Genomic DNA, 15,428 nt, shown 5'->3' on the forward strand with positions numbered 1-15,428 from the left:
ATACATCTTTTTATTCGTGCATTTCTTCCTGTTTTTCCTTAGAGAATCCTTCTGTACTCTCTTTCTGCACAAGTATCTTAACCGTCTCAAATATAATCTGTAAGTCCAAGAGAAGCGAATAGTTGGTTATGTAATACAGATCCATCTTAAGCTTATTTAGCGGACTGGTATTATACTTACCAAACACCTGTGCAACTCCGGTAAGTCCACCCTTTACCTTAAGTCTGAACGCAAACTCAGGGATATCCTGAGTATATTTCTCAACATGCTCAACTCTCTCAGGTCTTGGGCCCACAATTGACATATCACCCACAATAATATTTATAAGCTGCGGAAGTTCATCTATTCTTGTCGCTCTGATAAAACGTCCGACTTTTGTAATACGATTGTCATCTTCTCCTGCCGGGATTGGCTTACCATCCTTCTCGGCATCTTCTATCATAGATCTGAACTTTACTATTCCGAATACCTTACCTCCTATGGTAACTCTGTCCTGCTTATAAAAGACCGGCCCTCTGTCTTCAAGCTTTATTGCAACAGCAACAAGTACAAAAATCGGACTAAGTACAATAAGCGCAAGTATCGAAAAGAACAGGTCAAACACCCGCTTTAAAATACGCTGCCCACCGCTTATCCCACTATTTCTGCACAAAAAAAAGCGGTGTATCAAACAAATTGATATCTTCGGAGTTTTTCCCGATGATATCCGAGATTTTCGGTGTAAAATATACTCTTTTACCTATTCTGAAACATTCCTTGAGTATATCGTTCTTGTCCTCCGATGGAATATCATTAAGGAGTATAGCTTCATACTTGTTAAGCATTGACACAATCTCTTCCAAACCGACATCAACACTTATAGAATCTACTATATGATACTTATCCGGCCTGGTATTCATGAACTCCGTATTCTCACAGGAATCGCCCCCGTAGACCTCAAGTATCTGCTGAGGCTTAAATAATTTCCTATACAGATCAACGAGAAAGATGATAAGAAAAATTATAACTACGCTCTGTACAATTCCAAGCAAAAGGTATCTCCACAAGAACTGCGGAAAGAATCTGAACTGCCCTGTTATGGCACATGAAATAAAAAGTTCAATAACATCCACGACAAAAATAGTCATTACCTGCGATGCCAGAAGATTGGCTTTTCTGTAAACACCGATACCGTATGCCTTAAGCGCTCTGCCGATTATGTAATACAACACAATGTATATACCTGCTGCCATCCCCAGGTTCCCCCAACCAGTGAGGTTAGATGTCTGGTTATGGTCAATAACAAATTCGAGCCAAACGGCAAAAAAACATCACTGTTGCAAGAAAACACAACAATACGGTGCAAAGCCATCTATATATATATCTGTTCTGAATCTTTGCCTTTTTCATACCTTCCTCAAGTCTTTCCCAATATCATTTTCGCAATCTCGATCACGGCAGCGTCTATTACATATAATGATGAATATCCGTTATTCCTGTAAATATCCCCTTTTGTCCTTATTCTTTTTATTACTTCACCGAGACGCTTTTCATTATTGCTGGCTCCTCCCATTGTAAAATTGGCCAGCACTCTGTTCACCGTAGAAATCTTATAATTATTTTTATGAATCCATAACAGCATATCAAGATCATCAAAAACAGTCTCGTTCTTGTACAACTTCCTGCTATATATTTCAGAACTCACGAACTGAGTCGGATGATTCCAGGTTCTTGACGTCACTATCTTTGGATTTGAAGCTCTTTTTATAAATGTCCCATCTCCGTTATGCATCCTTATATCCGCATAAGCCATATCAAAATGTTCTTTATCATAGAGCTCTGCCATAACTTCTATAGCATCTGTTTCATACCAGTCATCTGAATTGATTATTCCTATGAAATCCCCGGAACAACGCTTTATGCCCTTATTCATTGCATCATATATGCCGTTGTCCTTTTCAGAAACTATTTCGTAATAAATCCCCTTTTCCTCAAAGCTCTTGGCATAGCTCCTTGCAATTTCAAGCGTTCCGTCACTGCTGTCACCGTCTATCACAAAATATTCACTCGGAGCAACACTTTGACCAAGCACAGATTCGATTGTCCTTGCTACAGTTTTAGCCCCGTTATAAACAGGGGTAACGATACTGAATTTTATATCCATCTATCCTGAAATATCCTACAATTTATTATACTGCTCATTTTACAATATGTGACGCCGTAAAACAAATGCCTGATAATGCAAGTAAAATTGTTATTATCAAGATAACTGCTGCAATTCTTTAAGCGCCGCACAGAGCCTATCATTATCTTCTTTATTCCTTATGGCTATACGAATGTATTTATCTCCAACTTTCGCCGTAAGATCCTTAATAAGGATTCCGTATCTGTCAGCAAATATATTGGTAAGTTCCTGAGCATTGTACTTATCTTTTATCTTTATCATAAAATAATTGGCCTGTGTAGGTATTACTTCTATGAAATCTATCTTCGAAAGTTCGCTTAAAAAGCGCTTTCTCTCTGCCTTAAACTGCTCAAGCGCAAGAGCATAGTCTTTCTTATATTTCTCCTGAATCTGCATGTAGAACTCAGCAAAAGAGTTTATGTTCCAAATAGAAACCGCTTTCTTAATACTATCAATTATTTCGTTATCTCCCGAAGCAAGAACTCCGAGCCTTAATCCCGGAACTCCGTAAGACTTTGATATACTCTTTACCACAAAGAGATGCTTATTGTTCACAAGAATATTCTGATCGATATAGGTTGTACTGTCATCCGCAAAATCAACGAATGACTCATCAAGAACAAATCTTATTCCTTTCTTCGCCGTCCATTCGATCAACTTCTTTATTCCGTCTTCATCAATATAATTTCCCGAAGGGTTATCGGGATTGATCAGTATAAGAGTTGATATATCCTTGTCACCAAAGAACTCCACAAGGTCATCTGCCGAATATCTGAATTCACCATTCTCAGGCCTATATGCTACAACTTCATTCTTGTCATATCTGTTTGGATACTCTTCAAAGGTCGGGCGGATTATTCCTATCTTACCCTCAATTGATTCCATAAGTGCCTTAATAAGCTCAGCTGCTCCGTTTCCAACAACAATATTCTCTCTGTGGACACCGAAGTTCTTGGCAGCAAGCAAAGAATTTACTCGCATTCCCGAAGGATACTGAGTAAGCAATACGTCAAACGAAGCTTTGAGCTCATCACGCATCTTCTTTGGCGGATAGTAAGGGTTAACAAGATAACAGAAATCCACAAGTTCAGGGAATCTCCAATATCCGCCGTAGCGCTCTTCAAGTCTCATTACTCTATCGGCGGGATCCCTGTCAAACAACGTCTCTGCTATATCAAGATCCTGCTCATCATCAATCTCATACCACTTCTCGCCTTCAAGTCTCTTACCTACGATCTCTGCTCCATCCAGCATGGTTATTACTCTGAGTACCTGTTCATAATACTCATTTACGCCAAGCGCTTCCTGATATGCATCCAGAAAAGGAATGTACTGCTTATCAGCAAAATGCTTGCTGAATTTGTATATGTTTACAGTCTTATAGCAACCTTTAGTATTTGTGAAATCAAATTTTTTGCCCGAGATAAAATCAATTATCTTGTCATTCTCATCAAGCCTAAGGCACGTTCCGTCCATCCAAGGCTTATATTCATCAACAAGAGCAAGTGTCTCTCTTTGATCTTCCATAAGGCTTGTAAGGATCCTATCTTCAAAAATGATATCCGACTCAAACAAAAGGGTATCATCTTCTCTCATATAATCTTTTGCAAGAGAAAGAGAATAAATATTGTTAGTCTTATCATATATCGGATTATCCACAAATGTGATAGGCGTTGTTATGCCAAGGGTATTTATATATTCGATAAGTTTCTGTCCTTTATAGCCGACAACAATTATTACACGGGATAAATTAACTTTATCAAGTTGGTGAAGCAATCTCTCAATCAGTGTCTCTCCATTGACTTTTACCATACACTTGGTATTGTTTTGTGTAAGTTCCTTGAGTCTTTTTCCCATTCCTGCCGCTAATATTATTGCCTGCATCTATCTTCCTCCAAATCAGCCAACATTCTCATTAAGTTCTTTGCGTTTTTCTATCATATAATCCACGATACTTCCTACGGATTTACCCATATTTGCCCATGACTCGGCTCTTGCCTTATCACGTCCCTCTTTAAGCTTTGTATCAGTAAGAGCCTTTTCAACAAGCTCTTTTATATTGTCCATATTATCAGGTGTGAGCTTTACTCCGATCTTATCCAGAGTTTCAAAGATCCATTCCCTTTCACCGAGCCACCATGAATCATAGATTCCATTGTCAAAAGAAGTCTCGGCGCAGATCACCGGCCTGTCAAATACAAGAGCATAGTCAAGCACAACTCCCGAGAAATCCGATATCAGAATATCCGACTGATTAAGTGTATCAAAATTATCGATGTTTCTGTCCCATACAAGTTTATCTGTCTCCGGATATGCCTTCATCAAAGGCTCTATCATATCCTTCTCGGAAACAAATGTCTGAGGATGTGGTCTAATTATTACCTTATAACCTGTAGCGATAAGCTCGTCAATCATCTTCTTGCCGTATTTATTCAATATTGAGCTTGGTCCCCATGAGGGCGCAAGAAGAATTGTAGTCTCATGATCCGGCGCAGATCCCGCCTGCAATAATCTCTCTCTGAGTGCATCCATATGAGGAATGCCCACAAGCTTCGCTTCCTTCTCAGGTAATCCGCGCAAAGCTTCAAGGTCTCGCACCTGCTTGATCTGAAATTCACCACTAAGAAGCATTGCATCATAGTAATCAATTCCAAACATACGGTACATGGTAACATCGCCTGCCGCATGAAGAACATGAGCATACCACTTTACATCTCTCGATCTCTTCCACTGATATACATCAAGTCCCGGTGTTGTGGATAATACCACATCAGCCTTAAGCATATTCATTCTTGCATAAGCCCTGTTGCCTTCACCAAGAAATTCGGTACGAACATTCTCATAGTTTTCTTTTAGAAGCGGATCGTCCTCTTCGGCAGTAAGATATACAAGCTTCTCTCCGCGCTTTTCCATCTCATCACAGATTGGCTTAAATATAGTCAGATATCTCTTACTGTCAGTAAAAATTGCATACGGTATATGACTTTCATCCTGTTCCTTCACTTTTCCGCCTGAAAAAACGAACTTCATCTTCATAAGTAGATTTCGAAGAAAATAGTATCCGGCACTCAACACGCCGATTAGTATTGTAAAAAGCATGCTCCCCGTTCCGGGGTCAATATACATAAATAAAAGCATGTCTGTTTCTCTCTTTCTTTATTGCAACTCCAATCCGTTATTTATTAAATGACCAGTTGTTTTCATCAAACATATACTTGTTTTTCAATGTAAACCAGATTGGATCTTTAAATATATTTCCATGATTCTTGTCTATATCCCATTCAGAAAGCATGCAATATATCTCATCTGCTTCTTTTCCCGATTCATCTATAGGCTTTCCCGTAAACGGATTGACAGGATTGTCTATGATTCCCTTAAAAGCTTCTGACGGAACATCCGCATTTGTCATGAAGGTATCACTTACAGAATACTCATTACTTCCAAAATCCTTGATCATAAGAAGCGGATTGACAGCCGTTGCATCTTCATACTCTTCAGCCGGTTTTACTTCGTCACCTTGATCCATCAATACTTTCTCAAGTCCTATAGGATATCCGTGATCTGCCACAATAATAATCCTTGTATTGTCCCAAACACCGTTCTCCCTTAAATAGTCAAACCAGTTACCAAGCTGTATAAATGCAGCCATATCGCACTGATAATGCTCCATCTGTGCTACCGATGTCATTTGCAGATCTTTGCGCCCCGGTGCTGTTCTTACGCCATATTCCGCTTCATACCCGGTATTGTCAACAACATTTCTTGCCTCATACTCAGGTTCCTGAAGCATCATTACTTCGTGTGTTGTAGTATTATAAAAAGATAAAAATGTATTCTCGTCAGAATCACTGACATTAGTCATAACAGGCATGTTCTTAAGTACATTGTAAGCCTTTAAGAAATCACCTCTCACACCTGTACTTCTATACTGATCTTCCGGAATATAATTATAACTAAGTTCCTCATCATTGCCTTTATCGGCATAATGATCGGCGTAGTTGTAATTTCCGTCATCGTAAACCTCTTTATGCAGGAATACGGGAGTTATCCTAAACAGAGAATAACAAAAGAGATTCCTGTTTATAACTTGCTCCTTATTCTCTATTCTTTCCGTCTCTTCATCATCAAAGTACCCAAAAGTATCAAAAACATTCAGGCCTTCATATTTATCAAACATACTAAGATCCGATACCCACTGATAATTAGCATACGGCGGATCACAGATTGTAACTTTGTATCCGTTATTGCAAAAAATCTCAGGCATCACCAAAAGAGCTTCGTTGTGCTTGTCCTTCAGTGGCTCATCTGCTCTGTTCTGCATTTCCTTAGGAGTATATTCATATCCTCCGTAAATCGGCGGTGCACCTGCATTGGTACACATACCAAAAGATAAAGAATTGGGATAATATGTAAATCCTGCAAATTGCTCCTGCAGCTCAGGCTTTTCTGCAAGCATATAAGGCACATATGCGCTTATTGCTCTATCAATCAGAAGCACAACTACATTCTTGCCATTCTTGCTGAGTGTAAACTCAGGAATCTTACTGTTATCTTTCTCCTTATTCTGCATAGCAAGTTTCTCAAGTTCTGCAGAGGTTGTACGTATCTTATTAATATTCATTACAGACATGGCAGTTATGGCAAGACAGCCGATAATGCAAATCGCTTTGATCAGCTCTCCTTTGCCCTTTTTCCATATCATGTATCCGATAGCAGCCACAACCGCAAGTACAGCAAGATTGATCAGATACTCTTTTGGCATGATCTCGATAGTAACATCGTATCTAAGTAGCGGTGATATGTTACCGTAGCCTTTGCCAAAGAACATGTACTCTACAACAGCACACAGCATCACGATCACAAAAGCCATACCAAATTTCTTCTGAGCCTTCTCCGATGCAAGCTTATAGAAGATCACAACCCAGACCAGAAACAGCCCGACTGACATAGCTGCAGCACGAACAAGATAAGTGAGCGGCGAATGATATGCTTTCATCTCAACAAATTCCGCAGTTGACGTACTCAATATCGCAGATGGAATCAGAACTCCCACCAATAAAGCCATAAATACACTGCATGCAAAGAAAATTGTTTTAGCAGTATCTGCAGATATATTATCAGTCTTCTCACCGGATTCTTTATTTAATATCTTTATGCGTTTCTTAAACAAAGGAAGCTGCAATGCGGCTGCTACAAGCACAGTAAGCACCTTTCTTCTGATGCCGGTAAAATAAATCAATCCCGAGATCAGTATTGCAATTCCAACGATTGAGCAAAGAATCCCTATAACTTTCTTGGGATTGGTCAACTTGTAGAAAATATTTTTTATAAGAGAAAACAAGTTATTAAGTGTCCAATAGAATACCAGTCCTGCCGGTGAATCATACAGAAGCACCAAAAAAATCAAAGCCATACCATACAATTGTATCTTGCTCTTAAGTGGCATTCCTTTTGTGTAGATTGCACCCGACACAATATTGATAAGAGTCATAAGTACGGGTAGCAGATGTATGCTAATGCCTCCCAGTACTATCAGATTATCCGGTGCTCCCAAGTCACCTATGGGACCAAATTTTGCTCCCTGTAACACGTTTAAATGTGAAAGATAGTGATACGCCGCTATAAAGAACGGTATCTCCAAAAGAAGTGAGAGTGATCCTTTAAGAGCGTAATAAGGCTTGTAATTATTCTGGCGATAATACGTCTGTAAGATCATAAAACGTTCATCACCCTTAAACGCCTTTCTTATCTGATCGATTCCGGGTTTTAACTTTATAGACTGCTGCCTCTCTTCTTCCTGCATTGCATCCGCTCTTCTATAAAGCGGAAGCACCAACAGGTTGATCGTAAGACTTAAGAATATCAAAGACAGCCCCGGATTATGTGTGGTACCTACCGCTATTGCATAAACAGTATCAAATAATAGTTCAAGAGGCCCCAATATTACTGTGTAAATAATCTGTGATATAGTCATAGCTTAACTTCCTTCATTCTCCTTCACTTTGTGGACTTATTCCTCCTGCCACAAATATCGCCATTAAAACAGCGACCATAAGCCACATCTGTGCCTCATAGAAGAACAACGGAAAAACACATGAAACAACTGCATACGCACACGATACGGCTATATTTCTTTTTTTATCCTTAGCAGCCTTAATTATATGCTTAAAAATAAATATGTCTATAACAATCACTGCTACTATAGCTAAAATTCCCCACTCGTAGAGCATTGATAGATATCCGTTATCGCAGATATTATACGGTTCAACATAGCAAGGAGATTCCGCTATCATTTTTCTGCAACTTCCGGATCCATGTCCAAATAGTATCCTGAGCACACTGCTTTCCGCAACACTCTCAAGGGTATACCTAAAATAACTTGACCTGACAACATAAGCCTGTGCTTTCGAAAAATTCGAAAATCTTGGTGCAACCGACTTAATGGCAAACGGTATTCCAAGACCTGCAACCAAAGCAGCAAGCACAGATAAACCAATCCTGATATTCTTTGATAAAAGCTTCCAATCAGCCAAGAGTTCTTCTCTGCAAACCGCCATCCAAGCAAGCACAGAAAAAATCAATCCCATCCACACACTCCTGGATCCTGTTGCCACTATAAACGGCACATAGACTACAGCTCTTATAACCGCATCTATTGTTTTTTTCTTTTTACTAAGTTCATTATATTTAAATGAAAAAGGTATCCATAAAAACATAAGAACTATATGTCCCGCAGGAATGGGATTCTGATATATCGAAGATATCCTCCACTCTCTGGTCGCAAGATCATCATATGTCGGATTATACATAATAAACCTGATTATATAGTCTATGTTTCCCCATACTCCTGTCGCCAGAACAAACATAGACGATATTCTCAAACCAAATTCAAATTTATCTCTCCTGCAGGCATAAAGAAGCATTGATATCAAAAATACTACTGCATCAACATATACAAAATATATCCATTCGGTATCATACATCTCATCTTTTAGAATAAGGATAAATGTGCTTATCGTACTTGTACTCACAATGATCAGCATTACCGCCGATATAAACTTACTAATCTTAGGGATTGAAATATTTTTCCTTTTTCTAATGCATTCAGTCAGCCAAATCACTGTAAAAAACAGAAGCGAAAACTTAAATAATTTATGGAACATTCCGTAATTCCACAAGATACTTAATATAAAAATATACGGAATCGTAATGGCTGCCAATACGTCCACAAATCTATTGAATTTATCCGTCTCCATAATACCTTTTATCATCTTACTTACTCCTCAGATGAAGTTTACTTTCTACTATATCTATAAAAATATCATTTCTCATTGCGAACAGCACAAATGCATATCCAACAACCGACATCGCTATTCCGATTATCATCCTGACAAGATAGAACGCCTCTATCCTGCCTACTATTACATATGTCGCGCATATCCACACACATCCGATAATTGCATCTCTTATGTGTTTGAGATTAATAAGTCCCGGTAATTTTACATGTTCCTTTTTTAGCTTTAAAGCACACAAAAAGAGTACCGTAAACTCCGCAAGCGCTGTTGTAAATGCCGCACCTCTTTCTGCAAAGATAATAATAAAAGGAATATTGAGAAGTACATTTTCTATTGCCACTATCAGCGTCACCTTGGTATTAACGACCTCGTATCCGAGAGGAACGTTTATACATCTTGTGGCAATTCCGCCAAATACCGCAAACAAAAGTGCTATTGCCAAGAGCCTGAGCGACGGAGCCGCCTCCAGGTATTTTCCGTTTCCAAATATCATACATATGTAATCGGCATAAACTATCATCCCTGTCACTGCAGGAAATGCAAGTAAAATAAAATACGAAGTCACTCCATTTAATACTTTATAATATTCGTCATAATTTTTCTTTGCAATACAAGCAGTAAGCCTATATACGGTAACTGAGAATATAGCAACAAATACATTTTTTACAACAGTATATATCTTTACCGCAACCGAATATATTCCGTTGCAGTAATCATTCTTATCTCCGGTAAGAAATCCGATCATCGTCGTATCAGCCCCTATATAAATAGCGACACTGAGATCGTTTATAAAAAAGGGCAGTGCTTTGCGTACGTGGCCCATAAAATCAAGATCTTTTTTGACCTTTAGATCCACATATCTCCTACAATACAGCATATTGGTAACAGACATACAAATATAAGTATTGATAGTTATAAATGCATAAATGTAATAATCAGAGGATTTTTTGACAAAAAGAAAAAGAATGAGCAGGTTGATAATATCAATAATAAGAAACCTGATCGTAGTATACTTGTAATCTTCGTATACTACGTTGACCCATTCCACACTGATCACGCTGAAAATAATCTGCAGCGACTGAATAAGAAGAAGTAATGTATAGGAATGAAACTTTTTGACAAAAAGCATGGCAAGCAATAGTAGCACAAAGGAAATAGCTGCCGTAATCATGTTAAATGTAAAAAACTCGGATGCTCTTTCATTTATAGCTTTCTTATTACCACTGAGAGGAGCACACTCTTTGATTGCGTATGTTCCCATTCCAAAAACCGCAAGTAACATAAAATACGATACTACCGATATTGAAAAAGTCACCTTTCCAAGATCGTCCGGTATCAAAATAGTAGTGATGTACGGATATGTTATCAGTGGAAATATAAAAGATAACATACTCCTTATAATATTGTAAAAAGCATTCTTCTTAAGTGATTTATTGCCCATCAAACCAATCTACATCCTATCTTAATCTATCTCTTCCTCTTAATCCGTCCGCATAATACGGAAAATAGCTAAAGAACACTCTGTCTCTCAATATTCCTTTCGCAAAAGCTTCCATATAGACCCTTATGATTGCGCCGATTTTCCTAAATACGTTCTTGTCATTCCTAAGCGAAAACATCACTCTGTTTCTCTCAAAATAGTAGGATTCGAGGCCTTTAACCTTGCGTATCGTGACCGAACCTTTGTGATTCACACATCCATCGAATGTACAAATACATTTGTATCCCATATTGCGGGCCTTGGCGCACCACTCGGTCTCTTCCCAGAAAAGGAAATAATCTTCCGGTATATATCCAAGTACATCTATTATTTCCGCCCTAAAGAGCATACATGCTCCGCCTACATAGTCGCATTCCACAATATCTGCGGATTTATGATACTCAAGGCCTTCATTAAGATGCGGAGTAAGGAGCTTCCAAAAATCAATATTGCCGCCTGTGTACTGTATCTTACCTGTACCATATTGTAAAATTGCCGGTCCCGCAAAAGCAACTTTCTTATCATTTAGTATATCAATACTCGCTGTAAAAGAATCCTCATTTACAACCACATCGTTATTAACTATTGCCAGATACTCTGCCCCCCTGCCTATGGCTTCTTTTATTCCGATATTATTACCGGCCGCATAGCCAAGGTTCTCAGTATTCTTAATAAAAGTGATACCATTCTTTTCGGAAACAAATCTATCGAGCTTTTCCACACATTCTTTTTCCGAAGCATTATCAACAAGTATGATTTTAACGTCAAACGCCGTTATAGCATCAAAGCTGTTTATACAATTAACCGTATCATCATAATTGTTATAGTTTAGAATTATGGTATATATACTTTTCTTATTCTCGTTCACTTTTTAATTCCTCAAGGAGTTCCCTTATAGTATCCGTTGCGGCTTCATACGAGTAGTAACGCTCGTAGAGCTGTCTCTGTTCTTCGTAGTATTTCTTGTGCGGTCCGGCTATATGCGAGGCTATCCTGCTCTCGAATTCATCCGGTGTATTGCACTCACATCCCTTAATCATGTCATATCCGATAAGCGCTTCTGTTGTTCCGATAAAGAACTTGCCATACATAAGCGCCTCTGCGGTCTTGGTCTTCATGCCGTCACCACGAAGAATGGGGCCTATAACAATATCCGCAGCCTTATACCACGGAGCAAGGTCGTCAACGGTTCCTACTATAGTTATGCTTTCTCCTGAAAAATCCGGATCATTTGCATATTCTTCCATGCCAAATCCTACAACATAAAGATGACATTTTTCCTTAATCCGCGGCATCACGTTAGTTGCAAACCACTTTGCCCCCTCCACATTCGGAAGGTAATGGCTTCCCACAAACAAAAGCGCCGTCTTGTCATCCTCAAGTTCCGCTACAGTATCCGTAGCCTTGGATGTATCTATATATCCGATGGGCAAAAGAGCTTTCGCCTTAACACCGTTATATTTGAAAAAATTGTCTGCATCACGATTGTTGAGCATGATATTGGCATCAACAATACCGGCCTGTCTCCGCTCTGAGCGAATGAGAGCATTGTACTGGTAGAACCTTAACCTGTTCTTTATTGAAGCACTGTACATACTCTTAGCAAACTGCTTCTCCACTCCGTGGTACAGAGCAATCTGAATAATATCGGGATACTTCTTCTTTATGCAGCCCGAAAGTTTACCAAAAGCCGCATCATCATAAACAACAAGCTCGTATCCGTTCTGTTCTATCATTTCAAGAACTCTTTTATTATATGCATCACTAATAAAATGTACATTTCCGTGTGCAAGATTCATTAACTGCTGAGGCATATTCTTGAATGTACATTCATAGTACACGTCAGTTTCATGCGTAGTCTCATTATTCTTCCAATATGCAACCAATACGTCAACCTCATTCTCGCCGCAAACGTTCTTAAAAACGTCACGTCTGAATCTGGTCAGAAACTTGGCTCCGCACATCTCCGGAAGCGCCCATGCAGTTGAAAGAAACAATGTTTTCTTCATAAATAATAGTTCCTTAAAACGTTTTAGCAACACTCTATTCAGCTGTTCTATTATACACAACAAAAGGGCATGCTACAAATGCCCTTACATAAATACGATATTTACAAACTTTTTCTTACATTTTTTCCAAAAAAAAACTCTATTTCCTTTGCCATTGTACATTCATTACTTATATTCTTCACATACTCGGCAGCCTTTTTACCAATCTCATTACGCATAAGACCATTTGAGTTTACACGCTTGATAGTATCAGCAAGCTCTTCCGCATTCTCCGGCTCATAAGAAATCGCAGTTACACCTTCCTCATAGTAATCCACAAGACTCGGCACACGAGATGCAATCACGCACTTTCCCATAGCCATCTGCTGAAGAAGTGTCATTTGTCCGTATGAATAATTATATGACTTTAACGGAAGGATGCCAAACCTTGCACCTATAATCAGTTTTTTTAGCTCACTAATTGAAACAAAACCCATTTGTTCAACATTAGCTATATCTTTATATCTTTCTTCAACATGCCCTACAAGCAGAAGCTTGAGATTAGCAGGATTGCTAAGCTCAAATGCCTTGATTACCGTATCCCAGTCTCTCTTGGAATAGCCGACACAGATACAGTATGGTACTCCGTCCAAACCTTTATCTTCTTCTCTTGATGCATTAGTCTCTATCAACTCACTTTTTTCTTCGGAAAAATATTCAGCATCAGTACCGAACCTTATAAACTGCGCCTTATCAACAATCCACGGAAAAAACTTCTCGTAGTATCTTATCTGGCTACTTGTATGATAAATAAAGCCGTCGATTGACCTGCTGGCAAATTGCATAAGCTTAAGCGCAGCGCCACTCTCTGCTGCACTATTAAATGCACCTATATCAAAAACAATGTGCTTTGATTTTGTCCTAAACAGCCTTCTCCAGAGGCTTATAACGACACCACTCTGCATCCCATGTGAAATAATAAGATCATACTTATTAAGCCTGGGAATAGCCTTTAATGCTTGAATCACATAAAATCTTATCTTGTTTTTTTCTATATTCTGTATCCACTTTGCTGATGAAACATCAATAATATCCACTTCAGGTTTTTTCTCAAAATATCTAAAAAACCAGTATTCTTTGCCCTTTTCATAATAATCGGGTGGTTGCTTATCTTTTGGTGCCTCATTACACCTCATAACCTCCCAGTTTGGAAGAAATAATACTTTCATAAACTGTTATTCTCCATATTTATCAATCATTTTAAGCGCATATTCATCAGCATCAAGCCGCTTTAACTTTCTGAGGTTTTCTCTATATTTATTCAATTCCTCAGGCGTTTCCCATAGTTTTCTTATGACATCAGCAAGTTCTTTGGCATTTCCGCTTGTAAACAGCTTTCCCGTCTTTTCATCCTCTACAAGCTCCGGAATGCCTCCTATATTTGCACCGACTACGGGTACCAGCCGTTCCTGACTCTCCATCACAGAAAACGGACAATTTTCATACCATTCCGATGGATATACCGTAAATTCCGCGTTTCTTATCAGTTCATCGAGCTCTTCCCCTGTCTTAAATCCTAAATTTCTACCATTGGGAAGCTTCTCAATATCATCCGCGTATTCACCGCTTCCGGCAAAAATAAAGTTTATATCTGAAAGATCCTCGCAAGCTTTTATAAGCGTTTTAATGCCTTTTTCCATGGAAAATCTTCCAAAATAGAGTACATATCTGTCTTCTATCACTTTATCGGTCACTACTGTCTTTTCTGCATGTGTTATGAAATTATGCATAGCAACAGTCTTCCCTGCAAATACCGGGTTGGTGTCCATCTTTATCTTCATAAACTCCGAGCAACAGATTATCTTATCGATATACTTATATGTCCCCTTATATTTCCAGAAATACGCTTCCATTGCTCCCACTACAGACTTTACTGCAGAGCCGTGAATACATCTTCCTTTTATGCAATTTGAAAAATGTCCCCCAACACATTTCTCACAATTTTCGTGAGTTTGCGGATTATTAAACATATGATTCGGGCAAAGGAGTTGATAATCATGAGCTGTAAAGATAATCTTACATTCCTTTGAGTTTTCTTTTCTCCACTTAACAACTTCAAGAATTACCGATGGTGTAAGCTGATAATTAAAGTTGTTCAGATGTACAACATCCGGCTTGAAATCGTCAAGAACAAGCCTTATCTTTTTTCTCGCTTCTGTGCTGTATATTGTCTTGATAGGATACGTAAGTTTGCTGAGTTTACTGCCTCCATGGAAGTCCATATCAGAAGTATAGGCATTTACCGCATTTCCTACACATCTTCCTTCATGCTCCATACCAAAGTACTGGACTTCATGCCCCATCTTGACAAGTGCTTCGCCAAGCTTAAATATATATGTTTCAGATCCTCCGTTTGGATGAAGGAATTTATTGACCATAAGTATTTTGGTCCTAGGGGACGGGGTTTGTGGTCCATTTTTCAAATACATATTGTAATTTCC

The 15,428-nt window shown here is 38.7% G+C and carries 12 protein-coding genes; all 12 read right to left on the reverse strand.

Going from position 1 to position 15,428, the window contains the following annotated elements; translation table 11 throughout:
* Nucleotides 1-10: 10 nt before the first annotated feature.
* A complete protein-coding gene (locus CD00_RS20165) occupies nt 11-652 on the reverse strand; it encodes a sugar transferase (RefSeq protein ID WP_185750434.1) in 642 nt (213 codons plus the stop codon).
* A complete protein-coding gene (locus tag CD00_RS20170) occupies nt 639-1,232 on the reverse strand; it encodes a hypothetical protein (protein ID WP_051594149.1) in 594 nt (197 codons plus the stop codon). Before CD00_RS20170 ends, CD00_RS20165 begins: the two co-directional genes overlap by 14 nt.
* A 164-nt stretch (nt 1,233-1,396) precedes the next feature.
* Nucleotides 1,397-2,143 carry a glycosyltransferase family 2 protein gene (locus tag CD00_RS0110020; protein WP_026655854.1) on the reverse strand — a complete coding sequence of 249 codons (747 nt, stop codon included), beginning with the start codon at nt 2,141-2,143 and terminating at the stop codon, nt 1,397-1,399.
* A 96-nt stretch (nt 2,144-2,239) separates the two neighbouring features.
* Complete coding sequence (locus CD00_RS0110025) at nt 2,240-4,048, reverse strand: aminotransferase class I/II-fold pyridoxal phosphate-dependent enzyme (protein WP_026655855.1); 1,809 nt, start codon at nt 4,046-4,048, stop codon at nt 2,240-2,242.
* 15 nt (nt 4,049-4,063) lie between these two features.
* A complete protein-coding gene (locus tag CD00_RS0110030; protein ID WP_026655856.1) occupies nt 4,064-5,302 on the reverse strand; it encodes a CDP-glycerol glycerophosphotransferase family protein in 1,239 nt (412 codons plus the stop codon).
* A gap of 37 nt (nt 5,303-5,339) precedes the next feature.
* Complete coding sequence (gene yidC / locus CD00_RS0110035) at nt 5,340-8,138, reverse strand: membrane protein insertase YidC (protein WP_026655858.1); 2,799 nt, start codon at nt 8,136-8,138, stop codon at nt 5,340-5,342.
* Nucleotides 8,139-8,151: 13 nt separating this feature from the next.
* Complete coding sequence (locus CD00_RS0110040; protein ID WP_026655859.1) at nt 8,152-9,435, reverse strand: O-antigen ligase family protein; 1,284 nt, start codon at nt 9,433-9,435, stop codon at nt 8,152-8,154.
* Between the two features lies 1 nt (nt 9,436).
* Nucleotides 9,437-10,900, reverse strand: a complete 1,464-nt coding sequence (locus CD00_RS0110045) for a flippase (RefSeq protein ID WP_026655860.1) — start codon at nt 10,898-10,900, stop codon at nt 9,437-9,439.
* A 16-nt stretch (nt 10,901-10,916) separates the two neighbouring features.
* Nucleotides 10,917-11,807: a glycosyltransferase family 2 protein gene (locus CD00_RS0110050; protein ID WP_026655861.1), complete on the reverse strand. Its 891-nt coding sequence runs from the start codon at nt 11,805-11,807 to the stop codon at nt 10,917-10,919.
* A complete protein-coding gene (locus tag CD00_RS0110055; protein WP_026655862.1) occupies nt 11,794-12,948 on the reverse strand; it encodes a glycosyltransferase in 1,155 nt (384 codons plus the stop codon). Before CD00_RS0110055 ends, CD00_RS0110050 begins: the two co-directional genes overlap by 14 nt.
* Before the next feature lie 101 nt (nt 12,949-13,049).
* Nucleotides 13,050-14,156: a glycosyltransferase family 4 protein gene (locus tag CD00_RS0110060; RefSeq protein ID WP_026655863.1), complete on the reverse strand. Its 1,107-nt coding sequence runs from the start codon at nt 14,154-14,156 to the stop codon at nt 13,050-13,052.
* Nucleotides 14,157-14,162: 6 nt separating this feature from the next.
* Complete coding sequence (locus CD00_RS0110065; RefSeq protein ID WP_034462067.1) at nt 14,163-15,365, reverse strand: glycosyltransferase family 4 protein; 1,203 nt, start codon at nt 15,363-15,365, stop codon at nt 14,163-14,165.
* Nucleotides 15,366-15,428 lie beyond the last annotated feature (63 nt).

Origin of the sequence: Butyrivibrio sp. AE3003, assembly GCF_000686065.1 — a bacterium.
GTDB lineage: Bacteria > Bacillota > Clostridia > Lachnospirales > Lachnospiraceae > Butyrivibrio > Butyrivibrio hungatei_A.

What these genes read in the sequence shown, in the direction of transcription:
- CD00_RS20170 (WP_051594149.1), bottom strand. Translation starts at nt 1,232, where the DNA reads ATGGCAGCAGGTATATACATTGTGTTGTATTACATAATCGGCAGAGCG.
- yidC (WP_026655858.1), bottom strand. Translation starts at nt 8,138, where the DNA reads ATGACTATATCACAGATTATTTACACAGTAATATTGGGGCCTCTTGAA.
- CD00_RS0110060 (WP_026655863.1), bottom strand. Translation starts at nt 14,156, where the DNA reads ATGAAAGTATTATTTCTTCCAAACTGGGAGGTTATGAGGTGTAATGAG.
- CD00_RS0110025 (WP_026655855.1), bottom strand. Translation starts at nt 4,048, where the DNA reads ATGCAGGCAATAATATTAGCGGCAGGAATGGGAAAAAGACTCAAGGAA.
- CD00_RS0110030 (WP_026655856.1), bottom strand. Translation starts at nt 5,302, where the DNA reads ATGCTTTTATTTATGTATATTGACCCCGGAACGGGGAGCATGCTTTTT.
- CD00_RS0110045 (WP_026655860.1), bottom strand. Translation starts at nt 10,900, where the DNA reads ATGGGCAATAAATCACTTAAGAAGAATGCTTTTTACAATATTATAAGG.
- CD00_RS0110040 (WP_026655859.1), bottom strand. Translation starts at nt 9,435, where the DNA reads ATGATAAAAGGTATTATGGAGACGGATAAATTCAATAGATTTGTGGAC.
- CD00_RS0110020 (WP_026655854.1), bottom strand. Translation starts at nt 2,143, where the DNA reads ATGGATATAAAATTCAGTATCGTTACCCCTGTTTATAACGGGGCTAAA.
- CD00_RS0110055 (WP_026655862.1), bottom strand. Translation starts at nt 12,948, where the DNA reads ATGAAGAAAACATTGTTTCTTTCAACTGCATGGGCGCTTCCGGAGATG.
- CD00_RS0110065 (WP_034462067.1), bottom strand. Translation starts at nt 15,365, where the DNA reads ATGGTCAATAAATTCCTTCATCCAAACGGAGGATCTGAAACATATATA.